Source organism: Lapillicoccus sp., from assembly GCF_046595215.1.
Taxonomy (GTDB): Bacteria; Actinomycetota; Actinomycetes; order Actinomycetales; family Dermatophilaceae; genus Lapillicoccus.
Genome location: NZ_JBKJPP010000111.1, coordinates 1 through 18,258, shown reverse-complemented (window position 1 = coordinate 18,258; position 18,258 = coordinate 1). Strand labels below are relative to the sequence as shown.

The 18,258-nt window shown below is 68.6% G+C and carries 16 protein-coding genes and 1 pseudogene; 8 read left to right on the top strand and 9 right to left on the bottom strand.

Going from position 1 to position 18,258, the window contains the following annotated elements:
• The first annotated feature begins 156 nt into the window (after positions 1 to 156).
• The 5 genes and pseudogenes from ACLL9L_RS09050 to ACLL9L_RS09030 all read left to right on the top strand — a co-directional run bounded on the left by ACLL9L_RS09050 (position 157) and on the right by ACLL9L_RS09030 (position 4,332).
• Complete coding sequence (locus ACLL9L_RS09050) at positions 157 to 585, top strand: RbsD/FucU family protein (protein WP_411284319.1); 429 nt, start codon at positions 157 to 159, stop codon at positions 583 to 585.
• Positions 582 to 1,121 (top strand): annotated as a pseudogene (locus tag ACLL9L_RS09045) (ATP-binding cassette domain-containing protein); the annotation flags it as partial. The gene ACLL9L_RS09050 and the pseudogene ACLL9L_RS09045, both read left to right, overlap by 4 nt.
• Positions 1,116 to 2,216 (top strand): sugar ABC transporter ATP-binding protein, encoded by a 1,101-nt coding sequence (locus ACLL9L_RS09040; protein WP_411284340.1) that lies wholly within the window; start codon positions 1,116 to 1,118, stop codon positions 2,214 to 2,216. The pseudogene ACLL9L_RS09045 and the gene ACLL9L_RS09040, both read left to right, overlap by 6 nt.
• Complete coding sequence (locus tag ACLL9L_RS09035) at positions 2,213 to 3,229, top strand: ABC transporter permease (RefSeq protein ID WP_411284318.1); 1,017 nt, start codon at positions 2,213 to 2,215, stop codon at positions 3,227 to 3,229. Before ACLL9L_RS09040 ends, ACLL9L_RS09035 begins: the two co-directional genes overlap by 4 nt.
• 122 nt (positions 3,230 to 3,351) lie before the next feature.
• On the top strand, positions 3,352 to 4,332 hold the full coding sequence (locus tag ACLL9L_RS09030) for an ABC transporter substrate-binding protein (protein WP_411284317.1): 981 nt from the start codon (positions 3,352 to 3,354) through the stop codon (positions 4,330 to 4,332).
• 101 nt (positions 4,333 to 4,433) lie between these two features.
• Here ACLL9L_RS09030 and ACLL9L_RS09025 read toward each other — a convergent pair whose 3' ends face one another.
• The 3 genes from ACLL9L_RS09025 to ACLL9L_RS09015 all read right to left on the bottom strand — a co-directional run bounded on the left by ACLL9L_RS09025 (position 4,434) and on the right by ACLL9L_RS09015 (position 6,913).
• On the bottom strand, positions 4,434 to 5,537 hold the full coding sequence (locus tag ACLL9L_RS09025) for a VIT1/CCC1 transporter family protein (RefSeq protein ID WP_411284316.1): 1,104 nt from the start codon (positions 5,535 to 5,537) through the stop codon (positions 4,434 to 4,436).
• Positions 5,538 to 5,759: 222 nt separating this feature from the next.
• Positions 5,760 to 6,230: a hypothetical protein gene (locus ACLL9L_RS09020; protein WP_411284315.1), complete on the bottom strand. Its 471-nt coding sequence runs from the start codon at positions 6,228 to 6,230 to the stop codon at positions 5,760 to 5,762.
• A complete protein-coding gene (locus ACLL9L_RS09015; RefSeq protein ID WP_411284314.1) occupies positions 6,227 to 6,913 on the bottom strand; it encodes a hypothetical protein in 687 nt (228 codons plus the stop codon). The genes ACLL9L_RS09020 and ACLL9L_RS09015 overlap by 4 nt, the downstream gene beginning before the upstream one ends.
• Before the next feature lie 259 nt (positions 6,914 to 7,172).
• Here ACLL9L_RS09015 and ACLL9L_RS09010 point away from each other — a divergent pair, with 259 nt between their 5' ends.
• Positions 7,173 to 8,309, top strand: coding sequence for an alpha/beta hydrolase (locus tag ACLL9L_RS09010; protein WP_411284313.1), 1,137 nt, complete (start codon positions 7,173 to 7,175; stop codon positions 8,307 to 8,309).
• Between the two features lie 55 nt (positions 8,310 to 8,364).
• Here the strand turns inward: ACLL9L_RS09010 and ACLL9L_RS09005 are convergent, their stop codons facing one another.
• Entirely contained in the window at positions 8,365 to 10,515 is a 2,151-nt protein-coding gene (locus ACLL9L_RS09005; protein ID WP_411284312.1) for a transglycosylase domain-containing protein, read from the bottom strand.
• Between the two features lie 447 nt (positions 10,516 to 10,962).
• Here ACLL9L_RS09005 and ACLL9L_RS09000 point away from each other — a divergent pair, with 447 nt between their 5' ends.
• Complete coding sequence (locus ACLL9L_RS09000; protein ID WP_411284311.1) at positions 10,963 to 11,736, top strand: alpha/beta hydrolase; 774 nt, start codon at positions 10,963 to 10,965, stop codon at positions 11,734 to 11,736.
• 33 nt (positions 11,737 to 11,769) lie between these two features.
• Here the strand turns inward: ACLL9L_RS09000 and ACLL9L_RS08995 are convergent, their stop codons facing one another.
• From ACLL9L_RS08995 to ACLL9L_RS08975, 5 genes are all read right to left on the bottom strand, one after another.
• A complete protein-coding gene (locus ACLL9L_RS08995; protein WP_411284310.1) occupies positions 11,770 to 12,744 on the bottom strand; it encodes an NUDIX hydrolase in 975 nt (324 codons plus the stop codon).
• Entirely contained in the window at positions 12,741 to 14,549 is a 1,809-nt protein-coding gene (locus ACLL9L_RS08990) for an ABC transporter ATP-binding protein (protein ID WP_411284309.1), read from the bottom strand. Before ACLL9L_RS08990 ends, ACLL9L_RS08995 begins: the two co-directional genes overlap by 4 nt.
• Before the next feature lie 343 nt (positions 14,550 to 14,892).
• Positions 14,893 to 15,441 carry a hypothetical protein gene (locus ACLL9L_RS08985; protein WP_411284308.1) on the bottom strand — a complete coding sequence of 183 codons (549 nt, stop codon included), beginning with the start codon at positions 15,439 to 15,441 and terminating at the stop codon, positions 14,893 to 14,895.
• 47 nt (positions 15,442 to 15,488) lie between these two features.
• Positions 15,489 to 15,890 (bottom strand): hypothetical protein, encoded by a 402-nt coding sequence (locus ACLL9L_RS08980; protein WP_411284307.1) that lies wholly within the window; start codon positions 15,888 to 15,890, stop codon positions 15,489 to 15,491.
• A gap of 68 nt (positions 15,891 to 15,958) precedes the next feature.
• Positions 15,959 to 17,416: a YncE family protein gene (locus ACLL9L_RS08975; RefSeq protein ID WP_411284306.1), complete on the bottom strand. Its 1,458-nt coding sequence runs from the start codon at positions 17,414 to 17,416 to the stop codon at positions 15,959 to 15,961.
• Positions 17,417 to 17,433: 17 nt separating this feature from the next.
• Between ACLL9L_RS08975 and ACLL9L_RS08970 the strand changes: the two genes are divergently transcribed.
• On the top strand, positions 17,434 to 18,111 hold the full coding sequence (locus ACLL9L_RS08970; protein ID WP_411284305.1) for a sigma-70 family RNA polymerase sigma factor: 678 nt from the start codon (positions 17,434 to 17,436) through the stop codon (positions 18,109 to 18,111).
• Positions 18,112 to 18,258: the final 147 nt, after the last annotated feature.

Below are 18,258 nucleotides of genomic sequence, written 5' to 3'. Positions count from 1 at the left end.
AGCGGATGCGTTGCGTCCGCCGTGGGGACCTGCGGGCTGAGGGTGCGGCCGGCCATGCTCGCGGAGGGAACTGTCGCCAAACCGTGACGGGGTGGGTCGTTGAGGCGGGCCCTCCGCTCGCCTAACTTGGTGCAATCGATTTCAAAGGAGATTCGAGTGCTGTCAGGGATCCATCCGATCCTCACCGGTGAGCTGTTGCTGCACCTGGACCACATGGGGCACTCCGACTCCGTGGCGATCGTCGACGCGCACTTCCCCGGCCATCGCCTGGGCTCACGCCTGGTGAGGCTTCCGGGCCTGACGTCACCGCAGGTCCTCGGCGCGATCAGGAGCGTCGTGCCGCCGGACGACGCACCGGCCCTGGACCTCATGGCCTCCATCGCCGACGAGGTGCTTCCTGTGCAGCGTGAGCTGATCGACGCGGCCCGGCTCACCAGCGCCGAGACACGGTTCGTCGACCGGCTCACCTTCTACGACCTCGCCGAGGACGCCTTTCTCATCGTGCAGACCGGGGAGACCCGCGTCTACGGAAACGCGCTGCTGCGCAAGGGAGTCGTCACGACGACCCGGGAGGAACGCCCATGACCACGACACCTGGGGAGACCCCCGGACCTGCGACGGAGAAGCACCTCCTCCTGGCCGTGGACGGAGTCAGCAAAGGCTTCCCCGGCGTCCGCGCCCTCTCCGACATGCACCTGACCCTGAGGCATGGCGAGGTCCTGGCACTCGTGGGGGAGAACGGCGCCGGGAAGTCGACGTTGATGAAGCTCCTCTCCGGGATCTACACCCCGGACTCCGGCCGGTTCGTGCTCGACGGTGAGGAATTCGTCGCCATCAACCCCAAGCAGGCCCAGGAGCGCGGCGTCAGCATCATCCATCAGGAGTTCAACCTGATGGCCGACCTGACGGTCGCCCAGAACATCTACATCGGCCGGGAACCGCGGCGCGGGGGCATCTTCACCAACGACCGTGCGCTCAACCGTACCGCGGGGGAGCTCATCGAGCGTCTGCAGCTCGCCCTGGACCCACGAGCACTGGTGGGAACACTGACGGTCGCGAAGCAACAGACCGTCGAGATCGCCAAGGCCCTGTCCCATGACGCGAAGGTGCTCATCATGGACGAGCCGACCGCGGCGCTGAACGACGCCGAGGTCGCGGTGCTGCACGACCTGATCCGGCGCTTCAGGACCCCGGAGACCGGCGTCATCTACATCTCCCACCGGATTGACGAGCTGAAGTCCATCTCGGACCGGATCACCGTGATCCGGGACGGCCGCTACGTCGACACCCGCGAGACGGCGACCACGACCATGCGGGAGATCATCTCGCTGATGGTGGGCCGGGAGATCACCAACAACGCCCGGCCGGAACACCTGCGCGACGACCGGGAGGTCCTCCTGTCGGTGAGCGGGCTGTCGACGAAGAGCCTGCTCAAGGATGTCACCTTCGAGCTGCACGCGGGCGAGATCCTCGGCTTTGCCGGACTCATGGGAGCGGGCCGCACCGAGGTGGCGAGGGCCCTGGTCGGTGCTGACGCCATCAGCTCGGGGGCGATCGCACTGCGCGGTGAGCCGATCAAGGTCAGCGCCCCGGCTGACGCGGCCGCCCTGCGCATCGGTTACCTCTCGGAGGACCGCAAGCACCTGGGGCTGCTGCTCGATCAGCAGGTTGCGTCGAACATCGCGCTCAGCTCGCTCTCCGAGCGGTTCTCGCGCGGCGGATTCGTCAACGACAAGGCCATCCGCACCGAGGCCAAGGCGTACGTCCAGTCACTCAGCATCAAGACCCCCTCGGTCAGGCAGGAGGTCAAGAACCTCTCCGGCGGCAACCAGCAGAAGGTCGTCATCGCCAAGTGGCTCGTCAAGGACTGTGACGTCCTCATCTTCGACGAGCCGACCAGAGGCATCGACGTCGGTGCCAAGGAGGAGATCTACCGGCTGCTCAACGAGCTCGCGCACGCGGGCAAGTCGATCATCATGATCTCCTCCGAGCTCCCCGAGGTCCTGCGAATGTCCCACCGGGTGGTGGTGATGAGCGAAGGTCGCGTCACGGCGACGCTCTCCGCTGCGGACGCGACCCAGGAGAGCGTCATGCACTTCGCGACGCTGCGCCCCGACGAGTCCCCCGCGGATGCCGTCGAGCTCGGCCTGCAACCACCCCCCAGGGACACCACGCACTCACCACCGGCCTCCCCCGAGAAAGCAGGAAGCGCATGACCGCCTCCACCCGAAGCCCCGCTCCGACCGCCACCACCGGAGCGCCCGCAACGGGCGGGATGAAGGAGAGCCTCCGAACCCGTCTGCAGCAGCTGCTGGCCTTCGCCAGCCTCATCGCCATCGTCATCTTCTTCTCGGCGGCCAGCCCCAACTTCGCGACCTTCAGCAACATCACCTCCGTCCTGTTCTCGACCGTCGTCATCGGCCTCCTCGCCCTCGGCACGACCTTCGTCATCATCACGGGCGGCATCGACCTCTCGATCGGCACGGGGATGGCTCTGTGTGCGGTCATGTCGGGGACGTTCATCGTCACGATGCACCTGCCGATGCTGCTCGGCGTGCTCCTCACCGTGCTGTTCGGGGGCCTCATCGGGTTCATCAACGGGGTCAACATCGCCAAGCTTGGACTGCCCCCGTTCATCGCCACTCTCGCGATGATGCTCGTCGCCCAGGGCCTGGCACTCGTGGTGTCCCACAGCGCGCCCATCTACTTCAGCGACGTCCCGTCCTACACGACCCTGTCGACCGGCAACCTCATCCCCGGTGTGCAGTTCCCCAACGCCGTCCTCGTTCTGGCCGTGGTGGCCATCATCTCGGCCGTGCTGCTCAACCGCACGCTGCTCGGCCGCTACACCTACTCGATCGGCAGCAACGAGGAGGCCACCGCCCTGTCGGGAATCAACACGCACAAGTGGAAGATCATCATCTACACACTGGCCGGACTCTTCATCGGTCTCGCCGGCGTGATGATCTCCGCACGGCTCGGGTCTGCACAGCCGGCGACCGGCGCCGGCTACGAGCTGCAGGCCATCGCCGCTGTCGTCATCGGCGGGACGTCCCTCTCGGGAGGCAAGGGCACCATCGTCGGGACCGTCATCGGGGCACTCATCATTTCGGTCCTCAACAACGGTCTCCAGATCGTCTCCGTCCCGCAGGAGTGGCAGAACGTCATCCTCGGCATCGTCATTCTCATCGCCGTCTATGCAGACATGGCCCGCAAGCGGACGGGCTGACGCCCACCGGGGCGACTGAGGCGGGGCCAACCGCATCCCGAGCCCCGCCTCACAGATCCCCTCCCACAGGGATGGACAAACCGCCCACATCTCAAGCCACCACATCGAAGGAGCACCACCACATGCGTAGGACACGACTTTCCACCGCCGTCGCCGCCTCCGTGCTCGCCCTGAGCATCGGAGCCTGCAGCAGCGGATCCACCGCCAGCAGCGGGGGGACGGGCGGATCAGGGGACAAGCCCTACATCGCCATCGTCTCCAAGGGCTTCCAGCACCAGTTCTGGCAGGCAGTCAAGAAGGGTGCCGAGCAGGAGGCCGCCAAGCAAGGGGCCACCATCACCTTCGAGGGACCTGCGACGGAGAAGGAGGTCGAGGCCCAGATCACCATGCTGACCAACGCCCTGGCCAAGAAGCCGGCCGCCCTCGGCTTCGCCGCCCTCGACAGCAAGGCGGCCGAGTCGCTGCTGCAGCAGGCCAAGAGCCAGAACATTCCCGTCATCGCGTTCGACTCCGGCGTCGACAGCCAGGTGCCCGTGGCCACGGCGTCCACCGACAACAAGAAGGCGGCTGCCGAGGCCGCCAAGCACCTGTCCGAAATGCTCGGCGGCAAGGGCACGGTCGCCATCGTCGCCCACGACCAGACCAGCAAGTCGGGCACCGACCGTCGTGACGGATTCATGGAGTGGATGAAGGCGAACGCCCCCGGCATCACCATGCTGCCCACCCAGTACGGCGACGGCGACCAGGCCAAGTCCGCCGACATCACCAAGTCGATCATCCAGTCGAACCCCGACATCGCCGGGATCTACGGCACCAATGAGGGCTCCGCCATCGGCGTCGTCAAGGGAGTCCAGGAGTTGGGAAAGACCGGGATCAAGGTGGTCGGATTCGACTCCGGCAAGGCCCAGATCGACGCCATCAACAGCGGCGTCGAAGCAGGCGCCATCACCCAGAACCCGATCGGCATCGGCGAGGAGCTCGTGAAGTCCGCCATGAAGGCCATCAAGGGCCAGACGCAGGACAAGGTCATCGACACCGGCTACTACTGGTACGACAAGACCAACATCACCGACCCCAAGATCACGGCCGTCCTCTACCAGTAGGCACACTCGGCGCGGGACGGAGCGTGGGGCCCATCCCTGACGCCCCGTCCCGTGTGCTGTTCTGACGCGCGGCTGGCGCCTCCTCGAGGTGTGTGTCCACGTCAGGCGACGCTGGTGCCGAAGAGCAGTCCGAGCAGGTAGGTGGCCCCGGCCGCGCCGTAGCCGATTGCGATCTGGCGCAGCGCCCTCTTCAGTGGTGGCGCACCCGAGAGGAGTCCGACGATGGCGCCCGTGATGAGCAGCGCCAGTCCGACCAGGACAGACGCCGTGACCAGCGCCGCGACGCCCCGCAGACCGAACAGGTAGGGAAGGACCGGGATGATGGCACCGGAAGCGAAGAAGCTGAAGCTCGACAGCGCGGCTCCGAAGCCCGTCCCGATGGCCTCGTGCTCGTCGATCGCCGGGCTGGCCGAGGTGGCATCGAGGTCGACGTCGCGGTTGCGCAGGACTTCGGCGGCGTGCATCTCTGCGTCGGTGGCCGACATGCCCCGAGCCCGGTAGACGAGCACGAGCTCGTTGGCGTCGACGTCGAGATGTGTGAGAGCCGTGTGCGTGTCGGGGTTGGGCGAGGATGCCTCGAGGAGCTCGCGCTGCGAGCGCACGGACACATACTCCCCGGCGCCCATCGACAGGGCGCCGGCGAGCAGACCCGACAGTCCGGTGAGCAGGATGGTGCCGTTCGAGACCCCGGCCGCGCTGATGCCCAGCACGAGCGCCAGATTGCTCACCAGGCCGTCGTTGGCCCCGAAGACTGCCGCCCGGAAGGTTCCGGACAGGCGATTTCTCCCTCGCGCGGCCAGGCCACGGATCACCTCCTCGTGGATACGCTCATCGGCGGTCATCGTGTCGGTGGCGTGGGCGTCGCCGGCGTAGGGCGAGCGACCCTCGGCACGCTGCGCCAGGGCGAGGACGAAGACGGAGCTGAAGTGCCGGGCGAGGAACCCGAGCACCCGCGTGCGAACTCCTCCTCGGCGCGGCTTGCCGACGTGAGGTCCGAGCAGCGCCAACCAGTGTGCGGCGTGACGTCCCTCGGCCTCGGCGAGCGACTGCAAGATCTCCTGGGAGTTCCCCGTCCGCCGCTTGGCGAGCTCGCGGTAGACCGCGGCCTCGGCCCGTTCGTCGGCGAGGTACTGGCGCCAGCGGCGCACGTCTCGCGGGCTGGGGCTCGGGTCCGGGTCGGGGGGGCTGTGTGGAGGCGATGACATGGGTTCTCCTGCGGTCGTTTCCGACCGAGTGCCCGCAGGCCCTCGGCCAGCAGGTGCGCAAACGAGCGACGCCTGGAAACATGGCCGAAGGTCTCGTTCGCCCGTCTCACGGGTGGTGCACCGGGCCGCGAGGCCGGTGTGTCGACGCACCGTCGCCCCGTGCTGCTCACGCAGCACGCCGGCGAGAACTACTCCCCTTCACCTTGACGATACCTGACGACGTCAGGGGGTCGGCTCGAGGGAGCAGGACCCGTCGGGGTTGATGAGCACCGTGCGGCGGACCGTCTCGTCGGCGGTGATGGTGACCTGCGCGCCGCAGACGTCCTGCAAGGCAGCCAGTCCCTGCTCGCCGGCGGTCGCGCAGGGACCGGCGCATGGGCGGCGCCAGCTGAGCACCCGGTACTGGCCCGGGGCGAGCTGCGTCGTCAGGGCGAGCTGCCCGCTGGGGTATGCCGTCTCGGAGACGGTGCTGGCGTCCGGCCGCTCGATCCGGACGGACCACACGTCGCCAGTGCCGGCGCCCTGTTGGACGATGCTGAGCGTGCCGGAGGTGGTTGCCGCAGCCGATGACTGAGTGGCCGGGCCGCTGGACGTCGTTGCGCTCGCGGCAGAGGACGGGCCCGGCGGCTGGCCGCAGCCGGAGATCAGGGTGATCCCGGCTGCGGCCAGCGCGGTGAGCGCGAGTCGGGTCACGAAGCCCAGGTGATGATCGTGACCGTGGTGCCCGTGCGGATGGTGCTCGTCCCTGGCTGTGCCGCCGGACTGGCCGCCGCGCGGTCGACGTGCCCGTAGATGGTGTCCAGCTCGGCGAAGTCGTGGACATTCGGGTGCTGGTTCGTGCTCCAGTCGTTGGTGTAGTCCATGCACGTACCGAGGTTGGCATTGGTGAAGTTGGTGTCCTGGTGGTCCAGGCCGAAGTCGTGGCCGACCTCCTGGCACATGACGCCCTGTCGCTCGGCGGCGCCCACACCGGAGAGGTAGGTGTCGTTCATCTTGGCGCTGGCCTGGCTGATGTGGGTGCCGTCTGCGCTGTTGATCGAGGCGAGGCCGGCCCAGCCGGTGGAGCCATACGCGGCGTTGCAGACGCGGATCGCTCCGGTGGGCATTGCACAGCGCTTACGGGACGTGGTCGTGGTGCTGCCGGCGACCACCGAGTTCTGCAGGTGGGTGCTGGCGTTCCAGTCGTTGTTGGCCGTGGACAGGTTCCCGCTCCAGTCCGGGGTGAGGCTGGAGTAGACGGTCAGGCGGGCGACCCCGTCACTGGTCGACCAGTGGTAAGGCCCCCAGGCATGAGTGGCCTGGGCCGGGGATGCTGCCACCCCGACGATGAGTGCCGCGGAGGCTGTTGCGGTGGTGAGGAGCTTCTTCAGATGCATGGTGGTGCCCTTTCGATCTCCAGGAGCCCGGCGTGGTCACCGGGCCGCCCGAAGACTAGGAGGTCGGTGGGGCACCGGGCCAGCACGGGCGACAAAAGATGGGGCCCTCTTGGTCGTCAATTTACACATTGACGTCGGCGCGGAGGCTGCCCACGCGAGCTGTGGCACGGCATACGTCCAGCGTGGGCTCAGGGTTTCGCCGGTAGCGTCGCCTACGCTCGGGTCCCGTGATCACCGATACCGAGACCGAGTCCGTGTCATGACACTGACCGGCGTCCCGTTCCTTGTGGTGGTCGTGGTCGTGACCCTGGCCGCCTTCGTTGCCGGCGCGGTGTGGCTTCCCCGGACCCGACGATCGGTGCGGGGATTCGTCGGGCGTTTTCTTGCCCAGGTTGGTGTCAGCATCACCGCGCTGGTCCTGGTGGGTGTGGTGTTGAACAACCAGAACGGCTGGTACGCGGACTGGGGTGATCTCCTCGGCTCGAGCGCCCCGAGCGTGCAGCAGGATCAAGGGGGTGCGAGCGCGGCCAGGGCCCTCCAGGCAAAGCCCACCGGCCCGGGGCTGGACGTCCCGCCCCCAGCGACGTTGCCGCCGCTGCCCTCGCCCGGTCAGCGAATCCAGACCTTCACGCTCACCGGCCCTCACAGCGGTCTGTCCGGGCGGGTGATGGTCAGCCTTCCCGCCGGCTATGAGGACCCGGCCAACGCCAGCCGGACCTACCCGGTCATCGAGGCGTTCCACGGCTACCCGGGCAGCCCTGAGGTCTGGATGCAAGGCGTGAACCTGGTGCCCTCGATCGATGCCCTCTCGGGCCAGAAGGTCATCAGCGACGCGATCGTCGTGGCTCCGCAGATCGAGTTCCCGGCCGGCACGGACACCGAGTGCGTCAACGGCGGCCAGGGCCAGCCGCAGGTCGAGACGTGGCTGGCCAGGGATGTCCCTGACAAGATCGCCTCGGCGCTGCGGGTCGGCCGGGACCGGGCCTCGTGGGCCGCGCTCGGCTTCTCCTCCGGCGGCTGGTGCGCCGCGATGGCGGCGATGCTGCATCCGGACGTCTTCGGCGCCGGGATCATCCTCGGCGGATACACCTCCCCCGAGTTCGGGAAGGGCTACCAGCCGTTCCCCGCTGGCGATTCGGGAGCCAAGAGGTACGACCTGCTGGCACTGGCCCGGTCCTCGCCCCCACCCGTGGCCCTGTGGCTGCAGACCAGCAAGGCCGACGCGCTGTCCTACAGCAGCAGCACCGAGCTGCTCAAGGCCGCACGCCCGCCGCTGGCGATCGCGTCGCGCGTCGAGCTCAACGCCGGGCACCGGATGAGCGTGTGGGCCGACGTCGTCCCTGAGGCGCTGACCTGGCTCGGAGCCACCGCCACCGGGTTCAGGCCCACGACATGAGCCAGGTCGGACAGCGAGAGATCCCCGGTCACCCTGCGCAGCTGACCGGGGTCAGTCAGGGCAGGGGCGCGGTCAGGAACCTGTCGCTGGGGGCGGGGAAGGGTGCGCCAGGCTGGTTGGCCAGCAACCGGTCCATGATGGCCTTCCAGGTGGGGGCCGCGATGCTGGCACCGAAGACGACGGGGTAGGTCTGACCCGCCAGCGTGATGTTGTCCAGGACCTGCGAGTTGTCGTTCGGGGTGCCGACCCAGACGGCTGTCGTCAGCTGGGGGGTGTAGCCGACGAACCACGTCTCGTTGTTGCCGTCCGTGGTGCCGGTCTTCCCGGCGGCGGGGCGGCCGTTCGCGAGGGCGCTGGCCGCGGCGGTGCCCTCTCCGGTGAGGACGTTGCTCATGATGGCGGCCACGCCGTGCGCGACGTCGGGGTCGACGACCTGCTGGCAGTTCGTCGTCCCCGGCTTCGGGACGGGCAGGGGCTTGGTGTCCGAGGTCGTGATGGCGGTGACCGGCATCGGGGAGCAATGTATGCCGTCGTTGCCGAGGGTGCCGTAGGCACTCGCCACCGTCATCGGGGAGACGGAGTCGGTGCCCAGGGTGATCGCCGCGGGGAAGGGTTTGACGGGTTGACCGTTCGCCTGGTGCAACCCCATCCGGGTCTCGGTCTCGCGGACGGTGCACGCGCCGAGCTGGGAGACGAGGGCGACGAACGCCGTGTTGATCGAGCGGGCGGTCGCGCGCACCAGGGTCATGGGTCCGGCCTGCACCGTCTCGTCGTTGCGCACGGACCACGTCGAGCGCCCGAGGCCGCACGCGCCGGGGAACTCCGCGGAGGTGTACTTCGCGGCCTGTTTGGGCCCGGCGGCCTTGGCGTCGACCGTCGAGTTGCCCGACATGCCGCGCTCGAGGGCCGTCACGAGGGCAAAGGCCTTTTCGGTCGACCCGAACCCGAAGCCCTGGGACCCGCCGTACTTGGTGTCGACCGCCCAGTTCACCGCGGTCTCGCCCGGGCTCGTGGAGGTGATGCTGTATGCCGTGTTCTGGGCCATGCCGCGGACCTCACCGGTCCTGGGGTCGATCACGACGGTGGCCGAGCCGATGCCGTAGCTGTTGCCCTGCGGGACCCGCCGCAGGATCTCCTCACGGGCGGCCTTGGCGACGTCGGGATCGAACGTCGTCTGGATGGTCAGGCCACCGCCGTAGATCTTCCTCTTCCGCTCCTCGACCGTCGAGCCCAGGGCGTCGACGAGGGAGGGGTCGGTCTCGAGCCACTTGAGGACGTAGTCGCAGAAGTAGGCGGTGTCGCCGGCTCCCGAGCAGGAACTTGGGGCGGCCGTGAGGTGCAGCATCGCCGCGAGCGGGACGGCCTTCGCGTCGGCGAGCTCGGTGCCGGTGATCAGGGCGAGCTCGTGGATCCGGTCGAGGACGACGTTGCGCCGGGAGAAGGCCCGGTCCGGGTTGTGGACCGGGTCGGTGGTGCCGGGGTTCTGGGCGAGCCCCGCGAGCAGGGCCGCCTCGGGCAGGTTGAGGTCCTTGGCGCTCTTGCCGAAGTAGTGCCTCGCCGCCGCCTCCACGCCGTAGGTCTGGTCGCCGTAGTAGACGAGGTTGAGGTAGCCCTGCAGGATCGCGTCCTTGGACATCGTCTTCTCGAGCTGGATGGAGTACTTCAGCTCCTGCAGCTTGCGGGTCAGGCCGGCCACCCCGCTTCGGACGATGGCTGCGTCCGCACCCGCCTTGTTGCCGGCTGTGAGGGCGGTCTGCTGGAGCTGGAGCTTGACGTACTGCTGGGTGAGTGTCGACCCACCCTGGGTGCTCGTGCCGGACGCGTTCGAGACGACCGCGCGCACGACTCCTCGCACGTCGACGCCGCCGTGCTCGTAGAACCGGCTGTCCTCGATGGCCACCTGGGCCGTGCGCATGACCGGGGCCACCTCGCTCAGCGGCACGATGATGCGGTTGACGTCATAGGGGGTCGCCATGACGTTGCCCTTGACGTCGAGGACCTTCGACTGCTGCGAGAGTGGCGCGGAGGCGAACTCGCTCGGGAGGGCGTCGAACGCGTCCACGCCGGACCGGGTGGCGGCGCCTGCCGCTCCCACCGCCGGCACGACGAGGCCCGCGCCCAGCAGCCCCATCACCACGGCGGCTGCCAGGAACGCCACGAGGAGCCTGAGGATCTTCGCGAGACTCGTTGCACGTCCGGCTTTCACGTCGATAAGGATAACCAGGCCACCTGAGTGGCTCCTCGGAGCCGGCTGGGGGAGCAGGCTGGGGGCGACCTGCAGCGGGGGCGCGGATGTATGCCGTCTGATGTGTGTCTGATGCCAGTTGCCCCCAAAACCGGTGCGTCGCCCCCCGGGCGCGCGCCGATCAGGGACCATGGCGGAGTGCGATGGACGTTGAGTGCTGGTCTCATCCTGGCTACGGTGTTGAGCACCGCGGCGTGTGGGCCGTTGCAAGCGACGCCGGGACCAGAACCAAGGGCGCCCTCCTCGGCGACCAGGTCCTCCCCCACGGCCACGTCGTCCCCGGCGGTGACGTCCACCACCACAGCGACGTCCACTGCACCAGAGACACCGGGCACGACAACCGCGTCGGGGCCGACGTGGTCGAGCCCTGGCCCCGGCGCCGAACGCTTCTCGCCCCAGCCTGCCTCGGTGGGCCGCCTCCTGCTCACGACCCTCCAGGGGAAGGCCTCGGGAGTGTCCATGCGCGTGTGGGTCTGGTTGCCGCCTCAGTACGACCAACCGGCATACGCCACCACGCGCTTCCCGGTGCTCGTGCTCTATCCCGGCGGGGACGGCGTCAACTACACGCAGTGGTTCTCCCCGGAGAAGATCGGCATCGTGGCCGCGGGCGCGGCGTCGGGGCAGATATCGCCCTTCGTCATCGTCGAGCCGCAGCTGCAGCTCTCGACCCAGCTCGACACCGAGTGCACCGACCTCGCCGGCCAGCCCAACGTCGGGACGTTCATGGAGACCGACGTGCCCGCGATGATCAAGGCGGACTTCCGCGTCTCGGGGGCCCGGACCGGGTGGGGCGTCGGCGGCGTCTCCAGCGGTGCCTACTGCGCGTCGCGCCTGTTGTTCGCCAGACCGGACGTCTTCTCCGTCGGGGCCAGCATGGGCGGATACTTCACCATCGAGACCCCTCTCGTGGCCGGGCGCAGCCCCGCCGCCCGCGCCACCAGCCCCCAGGTCGTCGCTGCCCAGAACGCTCCCGACGTGCGACTGCGCCTCTGGGCGGGATCAGGAGACCCGGTCGCCCTCCACGAGAACCAGGCCTTCCTCGCGGTCGTCCGCCCGCCGACGACCGCGGACCTTCACGTGATCCCGCAGGGCACCCACACGTGGACCACGTTCCAGAAGGAGCTGCCGGGCATGTTCGCGTTCTTCACCGACAACCTCGACAAGGCAATGCCACCGGGGTGACGACGCCCGCGAGGTCCCGCGCCGGGTCCCGACTCAGGCCGCTCCGGTGTCGACGTCGAACGGATCGAGCATCGGGGGCGATGACGGGTGGCGGGAAATCGGGGTCGGGTGGGGCATCGGGAGGTAGTAGGCGGCGGTGTAGCGGTGCTGGTCCCCGGTGAGCGCCCAGACCGAGCCGCGGCGCCCGCTGGAGCGGGTCTCCAGCGTGGTGTGGTCTCGTGCGGCAAGGCGGTCCAGGACGCCGTTGATGACGTCCTCGTGGGTGCACAGCACGGTGCCGGTGCCTCGGGCGCGGTCGACGAGGTCCAGGGCGCCACGGGGGTCGCCGTCGCTGAGGTGGTGGAAGACCTGGACGGTCCGTGCCTGACTGTGGGCCAGTGGGGCGACGGTGTCCACACAACGGGATGCCGGTGACGAAAACACCTGTTGGACATCGAAAACGGTGCCCAGTGCGAGGAGGGAGCGCGCGGCGTGCGTCCCCCTCTCCGTGAGGGGACGGGTGTCGTCGGCGTCTGGCCAGTCCTCACGAGGGGTGGCCGAGCCGCCACGGACCAGCAGCACCGTGCGCTGCCGGCCGGCGAGCGCTGACGTCCCACCCCGTGCGTGGAGGCGCGCGGCGAGTGCGAGCGGGATCGCACGTTCGCGCGGCTTGGTGAGGACGCGGATGGCCGTGGCAAAGGGGAACCACCGGGTCTGGTCGATCTCGCTGCTCGGTCGGAACGTGCCTGACCGGGCGGTGGCCGCCCAGAAGCGGGCGGTCTTCGGCTCTCGGGTGGGCGTCCGGTAGTGCAGGCTGGGCAGTTCCCAGCCAAGACGGCAGTCCAGACCCGTCTCCTCGCGCAGCTCCCTCCGGGCGCAGGCGCGATCAGACTCACCGGGTTCGACATTGCCTTTGGGGATGGCCCAGTCCTGGTGCTTACGACGGTGCACCAGCAGCACCTCGAGGATGTCGTGCTCACCGACGCGCCAGGGCAGAGCCCCGGCGCTGACGGGACTGGTCCGGGTCATGGGCGGGGCTCCGTCCCGGTGGGGAGGAGGCTCAAGGTCGGGGCTGGGCGGGTGGTGGTGGTGGTGGTCTGCTGCAGCTGGTCGAGGCGGCTGTAGAGGCCGCCGGCGTGAACCAGCTCGTCGTGTCGCCCGGCCTCCGCGACGAGGCCGCGGTCGATGACGTAGATCCTGTCGGCGCGTCTGAGGGTCGAGAGACGGTGGGCGATGACGATCACGGTGCGGCCGGCCATCAGCCGGTCCAGGCCGCGCATGACGTACTGCTCGGAGATGGCGTCCAGGCCCGAGGTCGGTTCATCGAGGATGACCACGGGAGTGTCACGCACCAGGGCGCGGGCGATGGCGATCCGTTGCCGTTGCCCGCCGGACAGGCTCACCCCCCGCTCGGCGACGGCCGTGTCATAGCCGAGGGGCAGGGTCTGCACGAACTCGTCGACGTAGGCGGCCTCAGCGGCCGCGAGCACCTGTTCGGACGTGACGTCGTCGGCGCCATAGGCGATGTTGTCGTAGATCGTGCCGTGGAACAGGATCGAGTCCTGGAGGACCAGGGAGATCTGCTTGCGCACAGTGGCCAGCTCCAGGTCGCGCACGTCGATGCCGTCGAGCAGGACGGCGCCCTCGTCCACGTCGTAGAGGCGCGGGACCAGGCTGATCACCGAGGACTTCCCCGCGCCGGTCGGCCCGGTGATCGCCACCATCTGGCCGGGCTCGACCCTGAGGTCGATGCCCTTGAGAACGCACTGGTTGGCGTGGTAGCCGAAGTGCACCCCGCGCAGCTCGACCATGCCGCTCAGTGGAGGTGCCGGCCGAGCCGTGACGTGGTCGACGATCTGGGGCGAGGTGTTGAGGATGTCGCTGAGCCGTTCGGCACTGACCTGTCCACGGGTGACGACGGTGGTCAGTTTGGCCAGGGCCTTCATCGGGTCGTACAGGGCCTTGAGATAGGCCAGGAACACCAGCAGGAGACCAAGGCTCATCGCGCCGGTGAGCACCCGCTGCGCACCGACCCACAGGACCAGGACCACACCAATGGCGACGATCACGTCAACGAGGGGGGACAGCGCCGACTGCAGCCTGACCACGCGCAGACCCGCGTTCATCCGCTCGAGGTTGCGGGCCCTGAATCCCGCCTCGTGACGGGCCTCGCTCGTGTAGGACTGCATCACGCGCACGGAGGAGAAGGTCTCGCTGACCGTCGAGGCGAGGTCGCTGTCCTTGCTCCGCGCCGTGCGCGAGGCCGCCTTGATCCGCCGACGATAAACGACGACGGTCGCGAACAGCAGTGGCGCCACGGCGAAGGCGATCAGCGCGAACGCCGGGTCGACGACGAAGCAGATCGCGGTGATGAAGCCCAGGATGAGCACGTTGGGGACCAACACCGACAGCATCGAGATCAACAGCTGCTGTACGTAGTCCACATCGGTCGTCGTGCGGGTCAACAGGTCACCCAGCCGCTGGCGGTCGTGGAAGGACAGCGACAGACGCTGCAGATGGGCGAACACCTCGGCGCGGATCGCTGCGGTGACCCGTTCACCGACCCCATTGAGGACCCGGTTCCCCAGGTAGGTCGTCGCGGCATTGAGCAGGGTGATCGCCAGCAGTGCCCCGAGGGCCAGCGTGAGCAGCTGCTCTCCACCACGTCCGGAGATGCCCAGGCGGGCGAGCAACACGTCGCTCCGAGCAGACCCCGACCCCTTCAACACGTTGTCGACGATGACCTTCAGGGGCCAGGGCAGGGCCACCTCGAGCGCGGCAACGAGAGCGACCAGCGCGGCGCCGCCCGCCAACGCCCCCGTATGCGGAGCCATGGCCCGGCGAAACCGCCAACAGGTCTGCAACACGCGCTCTCCCGCCACCAGAATGTTGGACGAACGGTGCGGCAGACGGGTCCGCTGACAACGCCGCAGACCTCTGATACCCGTGATCGGGAGATCGCAGCAAACATTGACACCACGTCAACGCAAAGTGAACGTCAGACAACCGCAACGTGGACTCAACGTGAATACTTTCGTCAGTGCCCATTTAACGGGCTCATCAAACGACATGCCCAGCGAAACCACGCGATCCGATGTGGGCTGTGTCACACCCGACCTCAGGGCCTCCATCTGGACCAGGAGTCGAGGGCGGGTACGACCAGCCAGCAAGCGGGGATTACTTGACGGTGACGGTGATCTTCTTCATGACGACCTTGCCGCCGGACATGGCCGGGAGGTCGGCCCCGGCGACCTTGGGGAACTCGTAGGTGCCGACGGCGTGGTCATCGACGTGGAGCATGGGCCAGTAGTCGCCGCTGGGGATGCCCTCGGGGGTGGGGACGACGACCTTGGTGGAGGCGCCGGCGGGCACGGCCACGAAGTACTTGACCGGGCCGGGTTTGCCGCCCACGTCGGTGTGCAGGGCGATCCAGCCGCCCTTGCCGGCGGCGTCGATGCTGACCGAGTCCACGACGACGGACTTGCCGTCGCTGGACTGGTTGGCTGCGTCCAGAGCGCCGGAGGCTGCCGCGGGCGCGCTCGTGGATGGCGTGGCCGAGGTTGACGGCGACGTCGAGGAGCTGGAGGACGTCGAGGGGCTGGATGACGTCGCAGAGCTCGAAGCCGGCGCGGCGGCCGGTGGCGTGCTGCTGGAGCCGCAGCCGCTGAGCCCGACGACTGCGGCTGCGAGCGAGGCGACGGTGAGGGTGGAACGGAGGGTACTCATGGGTGGCTCCCTTTGATGGTGGTTGGGTGCATCGTAGTGCGAGAGGACTACTTGACCGTCAGCGTTCCGTGCATCGTGGGGTGCACGGTGCAGTGCACGGGGTAGACGCCTGGCTTGGTCGGGACGGTGAGGGTCCCCGGGGCGGCGGCATCGAAGCTGCCGGAGTCGAAGCTGCCGTCGTCCGCGGTCACCGTGTGGGGCTCACCGTCGCCGTCGACGATGGTGATCTTCTGCCCCGCCGTGGCGGTGAAGGGAGGGAACACGTAGGCCTTGATGGTGAAGTTGGCCGCAGCGGACGATGTCCCCGCAGCTGACGCTGCCCCCGCAGACGACGCGGGCCCCGACGCGGCGGCGCCCTCGGCCCCCGTGGGTGTCGTGACCGCAGTCCCCGAGCTGCAGCCGGCGAGGGTGAGGGCGGCGGCGGCCAGCAACGGAGGAAGCCTGGTCACGAGGCAACGGAGTTTCTTCATACCTGTGGACACGCACACCGGCCGCGATCGGTTCACCGTCCAGGTCGTCATTGGCTGGGACGGACCTGGACCCCGGTGATCTCGTAGACGCCCAGGAACGTGACGAACGCCAGGACCTGCGGGGCAGCCCCTTGAGCGTCCGCGGTGAATGACACCAGGGGCACCTGGTCGGCCCCTCGTGCGGCGTATGCCGTGTAGGTGGCGTTCGGGGTCAGCCCGCTGCCCTGGAGCTGGACCATGTCCAGGCCCTTGACCCCGCGCACGGTGACCTGGACGTGCCCCGGGCCGGCGGTGACGGTGGCGTCCGCGTTGCGGACCGGTTGGTCCAGGCCCTGGCGACCAAGGTTCTGGGTGCCCGGCCCCTGGGGGACGGCGCCTGCGACGTAGACCAGTGCCTGGCCCTCCTGACCGACGTGCAGGGTGTCCACTCGGGTGCGGGTTGCCGTGTCGATGATGTCCACGCTGTCGGAGTGCTCGTTGACGACGTAGACGGTGGAGTTGTCGGGACTGGGCCAGATGCCGTGCGGCTCGACTCCACTCGCCGGGACGCTGCCGACCAGCAAGGGCGCCTGGCCGGGGCGTCGCTGGTAGATCTTCGTGGCGTTCTGCCCGCCGACAGTGAGGTAGACGTACCCGGCGCTGGGGGTGGTGACGAATGCGGGGTGGTTCGTGTCGGGCCCGGTGCTCAGGACGCTGGTGACCTGCCCGGATCGCAGATCGACGACGCTGACCTTCCCGACCTTCTTGTGCGCCGCCCACAGCTCACGGCCGTCGGGGGAGATCGCCATGTCCGAGGAGAACACGTCCGCAAGCCCCGTGATGCGCTGGACGACCTTGCGTGAGGAGACCTTGACCACGTCGATCGTGGCAGAGCGGATGTGGTTGACGTAGGCGTATCTCCCGTCGGGGCTGAACAGCACCTTGGACGGCCCGTCGTCCGTCGCGACCTCACCCACCACACCGCCATGGAGGGCGTCGACGATGTCCACCCGGGCCAGGGCCCGGTCGGCGACCCATACGGTCTCCCCGTCGGGGGCGAAGAAGCCCTCGTGCGCAGCACGCCCGACGTTGGTCCGGGACACCACCGAGTTGTCCGCGGTGCGGAGCACCGTGACGGTGTTGGTGGTCACGGACACGACATCGAGGTAGCGGCCGTCGCGGGAGAAGCCGAGACCGTGGACGTCAACGTCACGCAGGTACTGCGGCCCGAGGTCCCCGCCCAGGCGCTGGTCACCCAGGGCAATGGTCCCCAGGACCGTGCGGGTGCGGGGGTCGATCACCGTGACCGTGTTCGAGGACTGGTCTGCTGTGTAGACCCGGTCGGCCCGGGCGATCGGCGGGGCCCCCGGGAGGGCGGGCGCCTGGATCGGGTCCGCGGCGCGCGGTGGGTGAGCCTGCGTCGGACTGGTTCCCAGGCCCAGCGCCGGCCCCCCGACGGCCAGGGCGACGACCGCGCCGACCGTGGCTACGCGTCGCCGGGAAACAGGGCGGTGTACGAAACGCATGAACTTCTCCTTGATCGATGGGATGGCCCACAGCGGTCTTGTCAGCACCTGACACGGACGAGACCCCGGGATGGTTCACCACAGCCCGCAGCAGCGGCCCACGGGTCTCGTTGGTGAACCGATTTCCGGCCGGCGGCGTATACCCGGGTATGCCGTTGGCGAACGATCCGGGACAGGGCACGGCGGTGACGCCCGAACAGCGGCTGATGACCGCTCTGCACGACCAGCACGCCGGCGCGCTCTACGCCTTCGCCCTGCGATATGTCGACGACCGCGACCAGGCGCGCGACATCGTCCAGGAGACGCTGCTGCGTGCCTGGCGCCACCTGGACAAGCTCGACCCCGAGCACACGGACCCCCGGGCCTACCTGTTCACCGTCGCGCGCAACCTGCTCACGGACCAGTGGCGCGCGACCCAGCGCCGACCCCGCCTGGTCCACGACGACGTCAGGCTCGAGGCCCAGCCCGCACCCGACGAGCTCGACGACGTCATCCAGGGATGGCTCGTCTCCGCCGCGTTGGATCGCCTGACACCTCAGCACCGTGAGGTGATCGAGGCCCTCTACTACCGGGGCAACAGCGTCGCCTCGGCCGCTGCCGACCTCGGACTTCCCGAAGGCACGGTGAAGTCGCGCACCTATTACGCCATGCGCGCCCTGCGCGCCATCTTCGAAGAGATCGGAGTGACCCGATGAGTTGCCCTGTGTCAACCCCTGGGTGTTTAGGCGGCCTTGGTGGTCGTGTTGAGAAGGGCTTGGAGGGCTCCGTGTTTGGTGGGGTCATAGCCGACGTTGTCTTGCCAGCAGCGCCAGATGATGTTGGCCCAGGCCCTGCCGAGGATG